We start from the raw sequence: 17,737 nt of genomic DNA, 5'->3' as shown, positions 1-17,737 counted from the left end.
TCCCTCCGTTCCCGTTCTCTTGCGGGCTGTTCACGGCGCCGGGGACCCTCGTCATCCCCGCGCCTCCCGCCGGCGCCGGACCCCCCCGCCGATCCTCAGGAACGCATAGGCGAGGAGCAGGATGACGGCGAGGCCCGCGACGACAGGCACGGCGACGGCGAGAACGGAGACGAACACCGATCCGCCCGCCTCCGCGGTCGAGACGGCCGGATTACCGGCGCCGCCGGTGGTCGCGCTCGACGCCCCGCGCGCGACGACGGTCATCCCCTGCACGATCCCCGCCGCGCCCCCGCCCGCCACGACCGCGAGCGTCCAGGTGAGAAGCGGGCTCGCCCCCGATACGCATGCGGCCATCGCCACAGTGCCGGCGATCACCGCGGCCGGGGTCGCGACCGAATCGAGGGCGTTGTCAAGCCACGGGACGAGGTAGGCGGCGAGCTCGACCACCGCGGCGACCGCGAACATGACGAGGGCCGGGACGCTCCCGATCCACTCGAAGCCGCTCCCCAACGCAAGGTGCCCCGTGCGCGAGGCGATACTCATGACGAGCAGGGGCACGAACACCCTGAAGCCGCACGCCGCGGCCAGGCCGATCCCGAGGCAGATGCCGAGCAGAATCTCCACGTCCCCCCCCTCCCCTGTCTTTCTCCGCATCGGTGCGGCGCAGGCGTCGCGGAGATCCCCTCTCCCGGAATCGGCCGGCCCCGGTTCGTTCCGGAACGATCAGAGGCCCGACCTCCCGCCGCACCGCATGCCGCATGCCGCGGCTGCGGACTCAACCCCCGGCCAGATACCAGAACCCCTTGAACGACTGGATCCAGAGGCGCAGAAACTCCTCCGGCTGCGAAACGGCCCAGCGGATCCCCGCCGCGGCCCCGCGGCGCGGCCCCGCCCCGGCCGTCTTCTCCTTCCCCGACGGATAGCCGCGGTACGACACCGGCGCGTCGCTGGGGAGGGCGGCGGATCCGTGCGGACCCGCCCAGACCAGGTACTCGAGGTTCTGGAGGGAGTAGACGTTGAACGGGCGCCCCGCCGGCCGGACGGCGTCCGAGGGTATCTGCGGATAGTGCGTCAGGTACGCCCCGTCGCGGCGGAGGAAGGCGCCGTTGGGCGCCCGTGCGCAGGGGGGGGCCCAGAGGAGTCTCCTGACGAAGTAGGTCCAGGCGTTGTACGGGGCGAGCCCGCGGATGAAGAAGTCGCGGCGATCGAGCCCCGCGCGGTTCATCGCCCTGATGACCGTGGTGACGCAGTTGTTGGTCATCGGAACGAAGGTGTCGTGACGCTGCTCCCGCCACTGCTCGATGATGGCCGCCTCCTCGCGGCGCGTCGTGGGGTAGACGAACCCCCGGATGCCCCGGACGAACAGCGTGCCGTAGTCCTGGCCGAGGCCGGAGACGCCGGGCCCCCGGTTGTACAGATGCCCATAGTTCCGGTTGAACTCCTCGAGCGCCTTCTCGATATCCCCGCGCGACAGGGCGGCCGGGAGGTTCTCGGGGTCGAGGGGGCCGTAGAAGAACTCCTCCCGCGTATAGGCGGTGAAGAAGGAGTCGCGGAGCTCCTTGTCCACCGTGAGGACGAGCCCCCCGCGCTCCCCGGGGCGGGCCTGGCGCAGCACCCCCTCCGCGTCGCGCGCCGCGCTCTCGACGTAGAGCGCCATGTGTCCGAACGGGGTGCCCCGGAACCGTATCTCGGGCTCCAGCGGCGGCGGTCGCAGTCCGCGGGCCTGCTCCATCAGGAGCAGCTCGATGCGCGCGGGCGCATCGGGCGGACAGAGCGCCGCGGGCAGGAAGACAAGCGCCGCGATGCACCGCCTCATGACGCGCCCCCCGCGCCGTTCAACAGGCTGTTGACGCCGAAGACGGGGGCGGAAAGCACGTACAGGAGCGTGTAGTACCCCGCCTGTCCCCAGTTGAGCACGGCATGCTCCCTGACGACGTACTCCCGCTCCCCTCCCCCCTCCGAGACGATCGCGAGCGTCGTGTTGAAGCGCATGCGGCCCACGTAACGCGTGTACAGGAGCTCGGCCGTTCCGTCGGGCGAGACCGCTTTCTCATCCCGCATGGCCCGCCAGACCGCGCGGGGAACGGCGTGGGCGGGGCAGGGCGACGCGTCGGCGACCGCGCCGTCCTTCCGCGCGGGATCCACGACGACCCTCCAGAGCTCGCGGCGCCAGTCGTGCCTCGGGCGTCCGCACCGGCGCCAGGGCGAGGGGCGCGCGCCCGGCAGGTAGTAGAACTGGACCCACGCCGTCGCGGGCCCCTCCCGGCTCCAGACGACGTGCGCGAAGGCGTACGCAAGGTAGCCGTCGTCGAACCCCTCCGGCATCGAGAAACCGCGCCGCGTGCCGCGCGCCGCGTCGATGATCTGAAAATCCGGGACCGTTGCCCGGTTGTCGAACCTCCTCCCCCATTCAGGCGCGCAGAGGACGAAGGGGGCATGCGGGGAGACGGAGAAGGCGCCGGTCTCGGCGAGGAAACGGTGCCGCCGGCTCTCCCGGTCGTAGCGGTACAGGAAACGGTCCTCCCGCGCGGCGAGAAGAAACGGGTAGAAGCGGAAACGGTCCTCGAGGTAAAAGACGCTCGCACCGTCAGCGCTGAACGCGTAGTCGTCCACATTCACCCGGTAGCGGGCCCCCGGGACGACCGTCCCGCAGCCGCAGAGCAGGGCGAGGAGGCAGGGCAGCAACAACACCGTTCTCTTCACGGCGCGGAGATCTCCTCCAGAAACGACACCCCGTCCAACCCGTCCCGCCTCGCCCGGTCCCCGTGCCCGAGGTAGTCCAGGATCGTGGGGACGAGGTCCACCAGGCGCACCGGGCCGAACGTCCCCTTCCGGATCCGCGGCCCCGCGACGAGGAGGGGGATGCGCATCTCGTCGCGCTGGAATCCGCCGTGGCTCGAGATGTTCGTCTCTTCGAAATCCCACCCGTCCGCGGCGACGAGGTACAGATCGCCGCGGCTCCGGTCCTCGAATAAGGAGGGGAGCTGGGCGACGATGTCGGGGAAGTCGAGGCCGCAGGTCGCCTCCAGCCACTCGCGCGAGGAACGAAACCTTCCGTCGCAGAGCGAGGCGGCCGCCCCCGTCCCCCCGTACCCGAGCGGGTCGTCGCCCTCGACCACGGCATAGGAGAACCGCGTCTCCCCGCCTTCCACGACGGTCCGGATGCGGCTTTCCCCGCCGGGCGAGAAGAGCGCGATCTCCCCGTTTCGGGGGCGGCCGGCCACGAACCCCACGCCGGGCGCCCTCCGGAGGGCTTCGATCAGGTCCACGGGGCCGCGGGGCGCGGGGTAGTGCCTGAGCTCCTCCCACGAGGGGCGTTCGTTCCAGGGGGCCATCCGCTCCGGGGGGATCCAGGTTTCGGCGGGGTTGCGCCGGAGGTGCAGATCGGCGTTTCGTCCGTTGTTCGCGACGATCACGGCGAAACGGTCGTACAGACGCCTCCTCTTCCGCGCATCGTGTGAACGGTCGATGCGGGTGTACCGGTCGAGCGCGGGGAGGCCGGTGCGGGCGGGAAACCACTCCTCGAGAAGGAGGCAGTTCTTTTTCTCCATCACGACGTGCCCATGGTCGGCCGTCAGCATCAGGCAGACCCGGTCGAGGGCGCCGTTGCGCTCCAGGGCCTCCGCGATCCTGCCCAGCCCGCGGTCGACATTCCTCAGGAGCGCCTTCGCCTCCGCGGAAAACGGCCCCGCACGGTGCGCGACGGAGTCGTACCCGGTCAGGTGGAAGAACGCGAAGCGCGGGAAGACCCCGTCCCGGTTCGCGCAGTCGACCAGGTCGTCGAACTCCCCGAGAAACGCCTCGTCGACTTTCGCCCAGTTCCCGGCGAGGTAGTACTTCATCGCGATCAGGTTGTAGTAGAACGGGATATGGTACGTGCTCCCCCGGGGGCAGCGGGTGAAGAGCGCCACCGTGGGCTCGTCGGAAAGGATCTCGTAGATCGTCGGTCTCGACAGGTACTCCTCGATGCGGTAGTAGTCGTGGAGCCCGAAGACGGAGATCCGCTCGGACTTGTCGCGGTCGTACCACCGGTTTCCGGGCGCGCCGAGGCGCCCCGGGTAGACGCCGCAGGTCGCCGCAGCGATGCAGGCGTTCGTCACGGACGGGACGGTGGAGACGGCGCATTCCGCGGAGGCGCCGCGCGCGACAAGGTAGCGCCGGATGGCCGGCAGTTCGCCCCGCGCAACCATCTCCCGCAGGAGATCCTCCCTGCAGCCGTCGACGAGGAAGAGCAGCACGTGGCGGTCGTCGAGGATGCAGTCGAGGCGCGGGTCTGACGGATAGTCGCCCGGCCGGATGCGGCGCGAGCCCATGCTGCACCCGGCGACGAGGGCGCCGAGGACGAGGACGGCGGCGGCAAGGAACGGCGCGGGGCGGGGCGGGGTCACGGTTTCAACATCTGTTTGAGGAGTTGCTTGGAACCGCCCTTGAGGAGTTCCCTCCCGACCTCCTCGAGACCGGAGGACGGTTTCGCCTTCCCCTCTCCCGTTTCGATCTTCGGGGCGAACGCCTTGTCGATCTTCTTCTCCAGCTCCTTGCGCACGCGCGCCTTCCCGATCCCCGCCGCGCTCCGCGCGACGCTCCCGGCGGCGGCGTCGGCGTCCACGCGCGGCTCCCCGAGCGTGCCCCCTATCGGCACCGGGAACGGGAGCGCGATCCAGCCGCCGTCGTCGGGGAAGTACGGGGCGAGCTGCGCGTAGTACGCGGAGCCGCGCGGGAAGGAGGCGGTGCCGAGGAACCCCAGCACGCCGTCGAGTCCCATCTCGCCCTCGATCGCCAGACGAAGCGGGTTCTTCGGGTCGGCGCTCTCGATGACCATATCGCCGGTGCCCCACCCGTCGGCGTCGAGGGCGAAGGTCCCCTCGCAGCGCGAAAGGCGCATCTCCGAGGGGGAGGCGCGGAGGAGATTTCCCATCGCGACGAACTCCTTGCAGTCGGCCTGGGTGCCGAGCATCAGCATCAGCGGCGCCAGCCCCTTCAAGAGACTGTTGGAATGGAGCACGCAGTTTTTCACGGAGAAGCGGCCGTTCCCGGCGAATCCGGTTCGGATCTCCTCCCACCCCGCGCCGGCGCCGCGGGCAACGCACTCCGCGGAGAGCGTGCCGGAGAGGCGGCGCGGGTACGCGTAGATGTCGGCGAGGAGCGGCTCGAGGTCGACGTTCTTGAGGGCGGCGGTGAGGGAGTGGCGCGGGGGCTCATCGAGGATCGCCGAGGAAACCGTCCCGTTCGCCTCCCCCCCGTAGAACGGGAGGACGATCTCCTCGAGCGCCGCGACGCCGTTCGAGAGACGCACCCGCGCACGCCCGTTTCGAACGACGAGCCGCCCGAGTTTGAGCTCGCCCACGGACACCTTGCCGCGGCCCTCCAGCCGCTCCAGGAAGCCGGGCGGCCGGGCGTCGGGGCGGGCGGGGAGGGGCGGAGCGGCCGCCTCCGCCGCGCCGGGGCGGGCTTGTCCGCCGGGGCGGGCCCGCCCGTCGGTTCCGCCTCGCGAGGTTCCGGCGGCGGCGAAGTCGGAACCGTCGAGGCGGGGGCAGTTGAGCTCGCAGTCGAACGCCGGCCGGTCCGCCAGATCGAGGCGCACGTACCCCTCGGCGAGGCTCGATCCGGTTTTCAGGGTGTTCAGGCCCAGGCGGACGCTCCCCGGCTCGCAGGAGACGACGGCGTCGAAGCGGAGCGGGTGCGGGAGGGAGGGCGCGGAGAATTCCCCGTCCGGCACCCTCACCGTCCCCGAGACCTCCGCGGACAGGAGCGGGGCCCCGCGCGCGCAGGCGACACGGAGATCCATATCGCCGCGTCCCGACAGGCCCGCGCCTCCCGCGATGAAGCCGCCGATCTCCCGGAGGTCGAGGCCGCTCGATCTGATCCTCGCCTTCAGGGCCCCGGTCGCGACCTCTCCGTCGGAGAGGAATTCCGCCGTCCCGAGCCGCGCCGAGGCGTCCTTCCACGAGACGCCGGTTTCCCCGAACAGGAGCGGGAGCTTCAGCGTCGCGACGGCCCCGGCGGCCTTGTCGAGCACCCCGCCGTACGCGATGCGGCTCTTCGAGAGGTCCAGCTCGATCTCTGCCGAATGCCTCCCCGCTTCCCTCCTCACCGCGCCGGCGAACGACGCCTCCCCCCCGAGCGCGCGCCCGTCGCCGATCGGCTCGCCCAGCGCGTCCCACGGCAGCGACCTGGCCGCGAAATCGACCGCCGTCGGGCCGCCGCCCGCCGCGGGATCGAACGATGCCTCACCCGTCAGCCGTTTGCCGAGTCCGTCCGCGGCGATGCGCGAGAAACGCCAGCCGTCTTCCGACACCGCCCCCTCCCCGCGCAGCCGAAGATCGAAATCGGCGCCCCCGGGGGGGGATCGCCAGATCCCCGGGATCTCGTATCCGAGGCCTGAGAGACGGAGGTCGCCGCTGAAGAGGAGTTTTTTCCCCGTCCACCCGTCGACCGTGAAGCGTCCCGAGAGGAGCCCCTCCCGCACCCCCAGCGCCCTGCTCTCTTCGATTTCGTCCAGGAGAACGGCAAGCGGAACGCCCGAGAACGATCCCCCCCCGCGCAGGTGCGGGAGCCCGCCCTCCGCGATGCGGGAGACGACGAGGTCGAGATCGCGCACCGCCGCCTCGCGCCCGGTCGCCTCGTCGCGCGCCGTGACGAGGCCGCCGCGCACCCGGAGCGCGGCGATCGTCACGCGGGGCCGCGCCGAGGGCCCGGGGGGGCGACCCGCGGCCGCCCCGGCGGCGGGGGCCTTCTTCCCCTCGATCAGGTCCTCGATGTTCCATCTGCCGTCCCGGTCCCGCACCAGGGAGAGGCGGGGCCGGTCCACCCGCACCGTCTTGATGCGCAGCGTTCTCCAGAGGAGCGGCAGGAGGCGGACGCGGAGGGCGATCCTCTCCGCGTCGAGGCAGGCGGTTTGCCCGTCCTTCTCGTAGAGGCGGAAGTCGAAGGCGCGCACCCCGATCCCCGGGAAGAGGGACGGCGCCAGGGAGGAGAAGGAGACCTTGCGCCCGACCCCCCGCTCGATCTGCGTCCGCGCCTGCTCCAGGAACCAGGGGGCGCGCGCGGCGAAACCGAAGGCGACGAACAGGGCGCCGGCGGCGACGGCGCATGCCGCGACGACGAGGCAGATTCTTCGGACAATCTGGGGTCTCATGGCGATTCCCGGGGGACGTAACGGTATGATACCATACAGACGCCCGCACCACCCGCCGCGGTGGCGGAATTGGCAGACGCGCACGACTCAAAATCGTGTGAGCTCGCGCTCATGAGGGTTCGATTCCCTCCCGCGGCACCACAATTGCCGTCGCTCGTCTCCGGGAAAGGAACAAAGAAGACGTCCGCACGCGGTCAGATGCCGATGCGGATCAGCCGGAGGGCTGCGGGGGCGGGGCGTCTGACGCGACGCGTCATCTCCTCCCCCCCCGCCGCCACGACGACCAGCACCTCGTCCTCCTCCCGCGCGTCGCTGTAACGCGCGCAGGCGCGCGCGGCCTCCTCCAGGTCGGCCGCGCCGGCCCCGCCGGGAACGAGCACGACCGGTCCGGGGACATTCTTCGGCCGGAGCAGCGCGTCCCCCTTTCGGGCGAGCTCCTCCAGCCGCGCGTTCTCCCGCTCATTCCGCCCGACGACGGCCTTGCCCCCTCCCGGGAGGCGGAAGTGCCTTCCGATTTTGAGCAGGTGCAGCCCCCGGACGTCGTCGAGCCCCTCCCGGTCGCGAAGCTCCTTCAGGCGGGAGGCGAAGCCGGGATCGGTCAGCAGACATCCGCCGGCGGGCTGGGGATAGGCGGCGATCGCGAACTTCTCGGCGAGCGCCATCTGCGGCTTCCGGGAGCGGCCGGAGATGCCGAGGAGGCGCGCCCGGTCCACCTTCCCCTCCTTCTCGGGGATCGTCTCGTCGAGGAGTTGCGCGCTCAGGGGCCTCAGGAGGCGGCCCGCGCACCCCGACTGCGTCTCGACGATCTTCAGCGACCTCCTGTTCTGCGACATCGGCCGCTCGTTCAGCACCTCGCCGGTGAAGACGAAATCGAACCCCTCCTCCCGCATCAGCTCGCCGGCCCGGGAGACCATCAGGGTGTGGCAGTCGATGCACGGGTTCATCCCCGAGCCGAAGCCGTGCCGCGGGCGCTTCAGCACGAGGAGATGGGGGGCGGTGATATCCTCCACGCGGAGGGGGATCCCGAGTTTCCGCGCCGCCTCGCGGGCGCGGCCGGCGCCGAAGAACGGCGTCTCGAAACAGATCCCCGTCAGTTCGATCCCCTGTTCCGCGAGCACGCAGGCGGCGAGGATGCTGTCGAGGCCTCCGGAAAAGAGGCCGATGGCTCTGGTCATGGGGGCGCCGCCAAAATCAGGCGCGCGGGAGGATCGTCTCGGAGACGAACCGCTCCCCGAGCGCCGCGCAGTTGTTCATGTTGCGGTCGTACGGGTAGATCTGGCTGGTGTTGACCAGGTAGAGCCCCTTCACCGGTGTGGCGAACGGGGGCATCGCCTTCCGGTAGCCGAGCGTGTAGACGACGGTGGCGTGCGGGGCCCGGAAGAGGCGCATCCCCTTCACCTGTTCCCGCCGGAACGAGGGGTTCACACGCTTCAACGACTCCTCGTGGAAGGCGTAGTACTCCTCCGCCGGCATCCTGAACAGCGGATCGTCCTCCCGCACGTAGTTGAACAGGTACACGATCCTGCTCCCGCCGTACCGCGCCGGGGAGACGAAGTTGGTGTGCTCGATGAGCCCCCCGAAGGTGACGGCGGGATCGCTGATATTGAGCCAGTAGACCGGGCTCACCCCTTCGGCGCACTCGAGCACCAGGCAGACCGCCGCCTGGTAGCGTATCCCGGCCAGGGCATCGGCGTAGTCCCGCGGGAGCGGGGGGGCGATCGCGAGGAACGCCGGGATCGGGGCGGTGCAGACGACCGAGTCGCAGAACAGCTCGCGGCCGCCGGCGACCACACCGCGGGCGCGGTCCCGCTCGCTGATGATGTACTCGGCGGCCGTTCCCTCGAGCAGCCGCACCCCCCGCCTCGCGAGGGCCTCCTTCAGCCGCTCCAGCATCAGCTCGAATCCCCCCTCGAGGTAGCCGAGCTCCTCCCGCATCCCCCCCCTGCTCCTCGACCGGGCCCGCGGATGTATCCTCCCCCAGATCCACGACGCGGGGATCCGGCCGGCGGCGTCGCCGAACTTGAGGCGCAGCAGCGGCTCCCAGACCGTCCGGTAGGCCGCGGGGCTCACCTGCGCCGAAAACCAGTCCGCGCACGTCACGCCGTCGAGCTCCTCCCACTCCTCCATCCGCTGGAACCGCCGGACCGCGAGGCCGAGCCACACCCGATCGGCGAAGCGGAGCGGGGAGAACCGGAGGAGGTCCCACGGCGTGGTGAACGGGTGCACGGCCCCCCGGTGGAAGAATCCGATCGACGACGGCCGCCAGAGAAGCCGTTTGGAGAGGCCCAGCTCGTCGATGAGGCCGAGGATCGCGGTGTCGGTCTTGAATATGTGGTGGTAGAACCGCTCCAGCCAGACCCCCCCGACGCGGAACGACCCCGCGAGCCCCCCCGCCCGCCCCTCCCGCTCGAGCAGCGTGACCTCGTCGCCCCGCTTCGCGAGGGCGTACGCGGCGCTCAGGCCGGTGATCCCGCCGCCGATGACGACCGCCTTCATTCCTTCCCGGCCTCCTCGATCTCCCGCAAACTCCATCCGCTCGCGTTCATGAACCAGAGCCCCAGGACGGTGACGGAGACGTACTGGAGGAGGTGGACCACGAGGATGTAGCTGACCGCCGCGCTGTCGGGGACGCGGAACGGGGCGAGCGCGACGACCGCCGCCGCCTCGAACGTGCCCAGGTAGCCCGGCCCCGCGGGCACCATGATCGCGATATTGACGATCACCAGGGTGAAGAAGGCGGCGTGGAACGGGGCCTCCATCGCGAAGCCGCGCATCACGATCCAGAAGACGCACCCCTCCATCAGCCAGGTCGCGAGGGAGAGGGCGACGACGGTCGCCTGGCTCCGCCACGAGGAGAGGAACCGCAGGCCGGGGATGAACGCGTCGACGAGCGCCTCCAGGCGGGCGCGGGCCGCCCGCGGGGCGAGACCGGACAGCCGCTTGAGGAACCGCGACGCCCGCTCCTCATGGAACGCCGCGTAGAGGAGCATGCCGTAGGCGGCGAGGAAGACGGGCGCGCTCAACGCGGCGTAGCGTTTCACCTCGGGCGAGGCGGCGCTGAAGATGAGGACGAAGACGAAGAGCCCCACCAGCGTCAGGCCGTCGTAGACCCGCTCGACGACGATGGTCGCGAACGCGGCGCTGCCGCTCACGCCCTCCCTGCGCTTCAGGGCCCAGGCGCGCACGAACTCGCCGATGCGGAGCGGGAGGATGTTGTTGGCCATGAACCCGATCATCACCACGACGAAGGAGCTGTTGAAGCCGATCCGCTTCAGCGGGGCGAGCATGCACTGCCAGCGCACGGCCCGGAGGGCGAAACCGCACAGGTACAGGAGCACGGCGGGGCCGAGGACGCGGGGGTCGAAACCGCGGAGGCTCTCGCCGACCTTGCCCCACTCGCCGCGCAGGGTGAAGGCGATGACGACGATGATGACGGCGCTGACGGCGCAGCCGAGGTACCTGCCCCATCTCATCCCTAGTCCCCCAGCTCCGTGATGCGGAGTTCGTCACGGCTCCTGACGACGTCGAAGTTGTGGCGGATGAAGAAGACGATCCCGAGGAGCGTGACGGGGATATACTGCGTCGCGTGGAGGGCGAGCGAGTAGCCGGCGGCCCGGGCGGGATCCACGGCGTAGGCCGCGAACTGGAGGAGGGCCGCCTTGCAGAACCATTCGAACGTCCCGACGTAGCCGATCGACGGGACGATCAGGCCGAGGTTGACGATGCAGAGCACGAAGAGGGGGGCCCAGGCAGGCAGGACGAGGTCGAAGGCGCGGATGAAACAGGCGTACATCCCCGCCTCGGCGAACCAGACCAGGAGCGACACGCCGAAGGCGGCGAGCATCAGCCGCTCCTGGAGGAGCGCCTCGAGTCCCCGTATGAAGTTCGAGATCACGAACTGCCCCTCCGTCTTCAGGTACCGCCGGCCGAGGTTGTCGACGGCGCGGTAGATCCCGGTCTCCCTGCCGGGGCTCTTGCCCGCGACGAGGTAGAAGAGGACGATGAAGAGCGAGAAGAAGGTGAGGAGCCCGAGGACGAAGATCCTGTTCACGATCGGCTGGAAGCTCGCGAACATCAGGATCGCCGCGAGGCAGGCGATGAGCGTCAGGCCGTCCATCATCCTGTCCACGACGACCGTGGCGAAGCAGAGGCTCTTCGACACGCGCTGCCTGCGGCCGAAGTCGTAGGCCCGCACCAGTTCCCCCATCCGCACCGGGAGGACGTTGTTGGCCATGAAGCCGATGACGATCCCGGAGAAGAGCGCGCCGATCCGGAATCTCCCCTCGGGGAGGAGGAGGAGTTTCCACCGGACGCTCCTGAACCAGAAGGAGAGCCCGTACGCGGCGAGGCCGAGAAGGATCAGGCCCTTGTCCGCCCTCCCGATCTCGCGGGTGAAGAGACGGTAGTCGAGGTGCCGCACGAAGAGCCCGATGAAGCCGAGACTCACCAGCGAGCTGAGGATCAGCTTCTTCCAGTTCACCATGAAGATATGGAGCCAGAGGTGCGAGAGTTCGCGGAGCGTGCGGAAGACGTCGCGGGGGGAGACGCTGGAGGCGCCGCGCGTGCGGGGCAGGTGCGTCACCGGGGTCTCGACGATGGTGAGCCCCGCCCGCTTCGCCTTGACCAGGATCTCGGTGTCCACGAGGAACCGCTCGGAGCGGATCTCGACCTTGTCGAAGACCGACCTCCTGAAGAGCTTGAAGGCGCAGTCGATGTCGCGGACCCGCAGCCCGAAGATCAGGCGGATGATGGCGTTGTAGACCCGCGACACGATCTTCCTGAGCGGCCGGTCCTGCCGGTTTTCACGGTAGCCGACCACCAGGTCCACCCCCTCGCGCATCAGGGGGAGGAGCTTGCGGAGATCGCGGATGTCGAACTGGCAGTCGCCGTCGGTGTAGAGGACGAGCTCCTTCCGGGCGCCGGCGAAGCCGGTCCGGAGGGCGGTGCCGTAGCCGAGGTTGCGCGGGTGGTGGATGACCCTGACGTGCGGCCGCTCCCGCGCGATCCGGTCCGCAATCCCGCCGGTGCGGTCGGTGGAGCCGTCGTCCACGATGATCACCTCGTAGTCGTCGGCGATCTCCCCGACGACCCGGTCCACCTCGACGGCGAGCGCCTCGACGTTCTCCTCCTCGTTGTAGCAGGGGAAGAAGACCGTGAGCGACGGCGTTCCCGCGTTGTTCATCGTCCGCCGCCTCCCGAACCGCGCCGCCCCGACGCCTGCTCCTCCTCCAGCACCGTCCGGAAGTAGGCGATCGTTTCGCGCAGCCCGTCCTCGAGCGGCACCCGCGGCTCCCACCCGAGCAGCTGCCGGGCCTTGCCGATATCGGGCTGCCGCACCTTCGGATCGTCCACCGGGAGCTCGCGGTACACGATCGGGCCCGGGCTCCCGGTGAGGCGCAATATCTCGCGGGCGAAGTCGTTCACCGTCATCTCGCGCGGGTTGCCGATGTTGACCGGATCGTTGAGGTGCGACATCGCGAGCCGGAAGATCCCCTCGATCAGATCGGAGACGTAGCAGAAACTGCGGGTCTGGGAGCCGTCGCCGAAGACGGTGAGCGGATCGCCGCGGAGGGCCTGCCAGATGAAGGCGGGGACCACCCGCCCGTCCCGGATCCGCATCCGCGGCCCGTAGGTGTTGAAGATGCGCACGATCTTCGTGTCGAGGCGGTGGTACCGGTGGTACGCCATCGTCATCGCCTCGGCGAAGCGTTTCGCCTCGTCGTAGACGCCGCGCGGACCGATCGGATTGACGTTCCCCCAGTACGTCTCCGGCTGCGGGTGGACGAGCGGGTCGCCGTAGACCTCGGAGGTCGAGGCGAGGATGAAGGTGGCCCCCTTGGACTTGGCGAGGCCGAGGGTCTTGTGCGTGCCGAGCGCGCCGACCTTGAGCGTCGGGATCGGGTACTCGAGGTAGTCGATCGGGCTCGCGGGGGAGGCGAAGTGAAAGATGTAATGGACGTCGCCGGCGATGTAGAGGTAGTCCGCGACGTTCTGCTTGATGAAGGTGAACGCCTCGTTCCCCGCCAAATGCTCGATGTTCCTCACGCTCCCGGTGAGGAGGTTGTCGATGCAGATGACCGCGAACCCCTCCCGCAACAGGCGGTCGCAGAGGTGGGAGCCGAGAAACCCGGCGCCCCCCGTCACCACGCATGTCTTCTTCATCCGGTCGGATCCTTCGTCGTTCGGTTGTTCGGCGCCCCCGCCGCGGTTCACTCCATCCAGAGCAGCGCCCCCACCGCCGCAGCCCACAACACGATGTCGGCGAGCAGCGGACGGTCCGACAGGAGCGTCGTCTCCGGGCTCCCCCCCTCCTCCTTCTGGTGCACCAGCCACAGGTAGCGGAAGATGCCGTAGAGGACGAACGGGATCGTCAGATAGAGCCGGGCGCTCACCTCGCGGTGCGTGCGCGGCGAGAGGCTGTAGAGGACGTAGGCCATCAGCGTCGAGGACGTCACCACCGCGATCATCTGGTCGAGGAGGCCTGTCGAGTACTCCTCGAGGATCGGGCGGTGGAGCGGCGCGTTCCCTTCCAGCAGCACGATCTCGTGGCGGCGCTTGCTGAGGGCGAGGAAGAGGGCGAGCAGGATCGTGCAGATGAGGAGCCACGGGGATATCTCGACCGCGATCGCCTCGCCCCCCGCCGCGGCGCGCAGCACGAACCCGACCGCGATCGCGAGGACGTCGACGATCACCACGTGCTTCAGGAAGAGCGAGTAGGCGAGCATCAAGACGAGGTAGCCGAGCGCCGTGGCCGCGAACCCCGGGCCGATGCCGCGGGCGGCGATAAGCGACAGCGCCGCGATGAGCGCCGCGAAGACCGCCGCCAGGCCCCGCGGCAGTCTCCCGGAGGCGACCGGGCGGAGCCTCTTGAGGGCGTGTTGCCGGTCCTCGGCGGCGTCCGCGATATCGTTGACCAGGTAGACGACGCCGGAGAGGAGGCAGAAGACGGCGAACGCCGCGCAGGCGGTAACAAGATCCCCCGCATGGAGGAACCGTTTCGAGAAGAGGAGCCCCGCGAAGACGATCAGGTTCTTGACCCACTGCCGGGGTCGCATCGCCTCGATCAGCACGCGCAGCATACGGAGCTCCCGGGACGGGGCCCGCCCGAGGATAGGGCGCGCCGCCCGTGCAGAAGAAATGGTGGAGCAGAAGGGATTCGAACCCTCGACCCCCACGTTGCGAACGTGGTGCTCTCCCAACTGAGCTACTGCCCCACACGCGCTGTAACAACCCGCGGCCGGCCGCTCATCCCGCTCTCCGCTCGATCAGCCGGGCGCCCCAGATGCACGCCTCGTAGAGCAGCAGCAGCGGCGCCGCCATCAGGCACTGCGTCACGGCGTCCGGGCCGGGGGTCAAAACGGCCGCCAGCACGAAGATGATTACTATAGCATAGCCCCGTTTCCCGCTCAAGGATTGTCGGCTCAGGATGCCCGCCTTCACCAGGATGAGCACGACCAGGGGGAACTCGAAGACGAGCCCGAAGGCGAGCAGCAGGCGGCTCGCGAAGGCGACGTACTCGTTGATCGTCCAGAGATTCTCTATCCCCATCATCCGGTTGAAACCCCAGAAGAAGCCCAGCGCCCACGGGAGCGTCGTGAAGTAGCCGAAGAGGATCCCGGCGTAGAAGAGCGCCGCGCCGCACGCAAGGGCGGGGGCGAAGAGGCCGCGTTCGCGGCGCGTGAGGGCGGGGAGGACAAAGCCGCCCACGATCAGCAGCAGCAGGGGGAGCGACAGGACCAGCGCGCTCTCGAGGGAGATCTTCATCGCCACGGAGAAGCCGCCGGCCGGGGCGAGCGTCGGGAGCGTCGCGGCGGCGCCCCCCGCGGTCGCCGCGGCGAGGGGGCGTTTCAGGATTCGCATCGTCCACCCGCGCAGGGTCAGGGGGACGCAGAGGAGGAAGACGGCGAAGAACGCGCACAGGGCCCTGATCAGCGTCCTCCGCAAATCCTCGAGGTGGTCGAGGAACGGCTTCTCCCCGGCGGCCGCGTCAGGAAGCGGGGGGGCGCTTCTCATCCGCGCCGTCCTCCCCTCCCCCCTCGGCATCCCGCATCCCCTTCTTGAACTCCTTGACCCCCTTCCCGAGGCTGCGCATCGTCTCGGGGAGGCGCCGGGCGCCAAAGAGGAGCAGTATGATGAAGAGGATGACGATCAGTTCCGGGAGCCCCGGGGTCCAGAGGGCGAAAGGAATCGTCTTCATGCCGCAGTCTCCTCCCTTGGGTTCCGCACCAGTGTAGCAGATACGGACGGCGAACGGCCCGGGAATCCTCCGTCGCCGGCCGCGGACCCGCGGCGCCGGGTGCGCCCCGCTCAGACGCGACCGGTTCCCGCGGCGCGTTCCACGAAATCGATCCACGGCCCGAATCCGTCCCCGGTCACGCTGTCCAGGGGGATGATCGGGGCGTTCCGGTTGACCCTGCGGAAGCAGCGCTCCGCCTCCGCCATCCTGAAGTTCGTGTGCGGCAGCATGCCGAGCTTCGTGATCACGAGCGCCCGCGAGAGGGAGAAGAGGAGCGGGTACTTCTCGACCTTGTCGTCCCCTTCCGCCACGCTCAACACCGCGATCTTGCCCCACTCCCCGAGGTCGAACTCCGCGGGGCAGATGAGGTTGCCGACGTTCTCGACGAAGACGAGCCGCGGGGCATGCGTCGCGCAGAGTTCCCTCAGCGCCTCGTGCACCGCGCTGGCGCCGAGGTGGCACCCGTCCCCGGTGTTGATCTGGACGACGGGGGCGCCCCTCCTCCCGATCCGCTCCGCGTCGCGGCTCGTCGCGACGTCCCCCTCGATCACGGCGACCGGGAGCCGCCCCGCCAACGATTCGATCGTCTTCTCCAGGAGCGCCGTCTTCCCCGCCCCCGGGGAGCCGATCAGGTTGAGCATCGCCGCGCCGCGCGGGGCGAGGAACCTCCGGTTCTCCCGGGCCCAGGCGTCGTTGGCCTCCAGGACGCGGTCCATCAACCTGATCTTCATCGGTCCACCTCCAGCGACCGCACCAGGATCTCCGACACGATCCGCGGCGACGGATTGGGAGCGCCGCAAGCGGGACACCTCTCCGGCTCGGTCTTCGAGGCGTCGAACTCCGCCTCGCACGCCGGGCATTCGAACCGCGCGGGCAGCCTCACGAGACTGAGCGAGGCCCCCCGCAGATGCGGTTCGACCGCCGCCGCCTCGAAGCAGAAACGGAGCGACTCCTCCGTGATGCACGAGTAGTGCCCGCACTGCACCTCGACGGATCTCACCCTCGAGAAGCCGCGCGCCTTCCGCTCGCGTTCGATGATCCCGAGGATCCCCCGCACGACGGAAAGCTCGTGCATCCGTTCCCCCCCTCGCGCCACCCGGGACGTTTCACGGCGTTCAGCATATCCGGGGGATCGGCTCGCCGTCGAGAAGGGGAAGGAAACGTTTCGTGCCGATCCCGGTCTCCACGGCCACGGGCGGGAGCCCCGGCTCCAGGCGCCGCCCCGTCACCTCGCCGATCAGGGCGGCGCCCCTCCCCCCGGGCGTTTTCGCGACGAGCCGGAGGATCTCCCCCGCGCGGGCGGGGTCGGCGACAATGACCGCCCGCCCCTCGCACGCCATGTAGAGCGGATCGAGCCCGAGGACCCCGCAGCAGGCGCGCACGCCGGGGGCGACCGGCACCCGGTCCTCGAATATCCGCACCGACACCCCGGACGCCGCCGCGATCTCGTTCAGCGCGCTGGCGAGTCCGCCCCGCGTCGGATCGCGCATGGCGTGCACGGCGGCGGCCGCCGGCTCGAGCGCCTCGACGATCCCGCGCACGGGGGCGACGTCGCTCACGATCGCCGGCGTGAAACCGAGTTTCTCCCGTGCGTTCAATATCGACGCGCCGTGGCACCCCACCGCGCCGGAGACGATGATCGCATCGCCGGGGCGCGCCGCCCCGCAGGAGATATCCATCCCCTCGATCAGCTCCCCCACCCCCGCGGTGACGATGAAGATCCCGTCCGCCTCGCCCCTCCGCACCACCTTGGTGTCCCCGGCGACGATCTCGACGCCCGCCTCCGTCGCCGACGCGCGCATCGAGCCGACGATTCGGCGCAACTCGTCGAGGAGGAACCCCTCCTCGATGATGAACGCGGCGGAGAGATGGCGCGGGCGCGCACCTTTCACGGAGAGATCGTTCGACGTGCCGCAGACGGCAAGCCGGCCGATGTCGCCGCCGGGGAAGAAGAGGGGCTTGACGGTGAAGGCGTCGGTCGTGAAGGCGAGGCGCGCGGGGCCGAACTCGACCTCCGCAGCGTCGTCGAGCCGGTTCAGAAGCTCGTTGCCGTAGCCGGCGAGAAACACCTCTTCGATCAGCTCGGCGGCGAGCCTCCCGCCCCCCCCCATCCCGATCGCAACCCGTTGCGCATTCAAGACGTTCTACATAACCGTTGCCGGATCAATACGTTGCAGCACGACCGCGCACGGGGAGCATATCACAGATCAGGCGGCCTCGCCATCCCCGAGAGGCCGCCTGTAATAGCAAAGTTAAAATGTCCTATTTCTAGCAAAGTTAAAATGTCCGGTTTTGAGATTCACTCCGTGGAGAGTGCATCTTCCCTTGGCCCCCTAGGGGGCCGAACCGAAAACTTGTCAGTATAT

General features: G+C 69.6%; 16 protein-coding genes and 2 tRNA genes. 1 reads left to right on the top strand and 17 read right to left on the bottom strand.

What is annotated here, in order from left to right; genetic code table 11:
* Positions 1 to 51: 51 nt before the first annotated feature.
* From GXY35_06185 to GXY35_06165, 5 genes are all read right to left on the bottom strand, one after another.
* Entirely contained in the window at positions 52 to 624 is a 573-nt protein-coding gene (locus GXY35_06185) for a DUF4126 domain-containing protein (protein NLW94163.1), read from the bottom strand.
* Between the two features lie 151 nt (positions 625 to 775).
* Positions 776 to 1,816 carry a hypothetical protein gene (locus GXY35_06180; GenBank protein ID NLW94162.1) on the bottom strand — a complete coding sequence of 347 codons (1,041 nt, stop codon included), beginning with the start codon at positions 1,814 to 1,816 and terminating at the stop codon, positions 776 to 778.
* Entirely contained in the window at positions 1,813 to 2,703 is an 891-nt protein-coding gene (locus GXY35_06175; protein ID NLW94161.1) for a hypothetical protein, read from the bottom strand. The genes GXY35_06180 and GXY35_06175 overlap by 4 nt, the downstream gene beginning before the upstream one ends.
* The gene (locus GXY35_06170; protein ID NLW94160.1) at positions 2,700 to 4,388 is read right to left on the bottom strand and encodes a hypothetical protein; all 1,689 of its coding nucleotides are present in this window, start codon (positions 4,386 to 4,388) and stop codon (positions 2,700 to 2,702) included. Before GXY35_06170 ends, GXY35_06175 begins: the two co-directional genes overlap by 4 nt.
* A complete protein-coding gene (locus GXY35_06165) occupies positions 4,385 to 7,135 on the bottom strand; it encodes an AsmA family protein (protein NLW94159.1) in 2,751 nt (916 codons plus the stop codon). Before GXY35_06165 ends, GXY35_06170 begins: the two co-directional genes overlap by 4 nt.
* A 54-nt stretch (positions 7,136 to 7,189) precedes the next feature.
* On the opposite strand from GXY35_06165, the gene GXY35_06160 reads away from it, so the two are divergent.
* Positions 7,190 to 7,276, top strand: a tRNA-Leu gene (locus tag GXY35_06160).
* A gap of 53 nt (positions 7,277 to 7,329) precedes the next feature.
* Here GXY35_06160 and GXY35_06155 read toward each other — a convergent pair.
* The 12 genes from GXY35_06155 to hypE form a co-directional block, all read right to left on the bottom strand.
* Entirely contained in the window at positions 7,330 to 8,310 is a 981-nt protein-coding gene (locus GXY35_06155; protein ID NLW94158.1) for a tRNA 4-thiouridine(8) synthase ThiI, read from the bottom strand.
* Positions 8,311 to 8,326: 16 nt separating this feature from the next.
* Positions 8,327 to 9,631, bottom strand: coding sequence for an NAD(P)/FAD-dependent oxidoreductase (locus GXY35_06150; protein NLW94157.1), 1,305 nt, complete (start codon positions 9,629 to 9,631; stop codon positions 8,327 to 8,329).
* Positions 9,628 to 10,608 (bottom strand): flippase-like domain-containing protein, encoded by a 981-nt coding sequence (locus GXY35_06145; GenBank protein ID NLW94156.1) that lies wholly within the window; start codon positions 10,606 to 10,608, stop codon positions 9,628 to 9,630. Before GXY35_06145 ends, GXY35_06150 begins: the two co-directional genes overlap by 4 nt.
* Before the next feature lie 2 nt (positions 10,609 to 10,610).
* Positions 10,611 to 12,317, bottom strand: a complete 1,707-nt coding sequence (locus GXY35_06140; protein NLW94155.1) for a flippase-like domain-containing protein — start codon at positions 12,315 to 12,317, stop codon at positions 10,611 to 10,613.
* Entirely contained in the window at positions 12,314 to 13,297 is a 984-nt protein-coding gene (locus GXY35_06135; protein ID NLW94154.1) for an SDR family oxidoreductase, read from the bottom strand. The genes GXY35_06140 and GXY35_06135 overlap by 4 nt, the downstream gene beginning before the upstream one ends.
* Positions 13,298 to 13,344: 47 nt before the next feature.
* Positions 13,345 to 14,214, bottom strand: a complete 870-nt coding sequence (locus GXY35_06130; protein ID NLW94153.1) for a decaprenyl-phosphate phosphoribosyltransferase — start codon at positions 14,212 to 14,214, stop codon at positions 13,345 to 13,347.
* A 59-nt stretch (positions 14,215 to 14,273) separates the two neighbouring features.
* Positions 14,274 to 14,349: transfer RNA gene (locus GXY35_06125), tRNA-Ala, on the bottom strand.
* A 31-nt stretch (positions 14,350 to 14,380) separates the two neighbouring features.
* Positions 14,381 to 15,148, bottom strand: a complete 768-nt coding sequence (tatC, locus tag GXY35_06120; GenBank protein NLW94152.1) for a twin-arginine translocase subunit TatC — start codon at positions 15,146 to 15,148, stop codon at positions 14,381 to 14,383.
* Positions 15,123 to 15,332 (bottom strand): twin-arginine translocase TatA/TatE family subunit, encoded by a 210-nt coding sequence (locus GXY35_06115; GenBank protein NLW94151.1) that lies wholly within the window; start codon positions 15,330 to 15,332, stop codon positions 15,123 to 15,125. Before GXY35_06115 ends, tatC begins: the two co-directional genes overlap by 26 nt.
* A 110-nt stretch (positions 15,333 to 15,442) precedes the next feature.
* Complete coding sequence (gene hypB / locus GXY35_06110) at positions 15,443 to 16,102, bottom strand: hydrogenase nickel incorporation protein HypB (GenBank protein NLW94150.1); 660 nt, start codon at positions 16,100 to 16,102, stop codon at positions 15,443 to 15,445.
* A complete protein-coding gene (locus GXY35_06105) occupies positions 16,099 to 16,446 on the bottom strand; it encodes a hydrogenase maturation nickel metallochaperone HypA (GenBank protein ID NLW94149.1) in 348 nt (115 codons plus the stop codon). The genes hypB and GXY35_06105 overlap by 4 nt, the downstream gene beginning before the upstream one ends.
* A 40-nt stretch (positions 16,447 to 16,486) precedes the next feature.
* Positions 16,487 to 17,482: a hydrogenase expression/formation protein HypE gene (gene hypE, locus GXY35_06100; GenBank protein ID NLW94148.1), complete on the bottom strand. Its 996-nt coding sequence runs from the start codon at positions 17,480 to 17,482 to the stop codon at positions 16,487 to 16,489.
* Positions 17,483 to 17,737 lie beyond the last annotated feature (255 nt).

This window comes from Chlamydiota bacterium, assembly GCA_012729785.1.
Classification (GTDB): domain Bacteria; phylum Auribacterota; class Tritonobacteria; order UBA1439; family UBA1439; genus UBA1439.
This window is presented reverse-complemented; position numbering and strand designations above follow the sequence as displayed.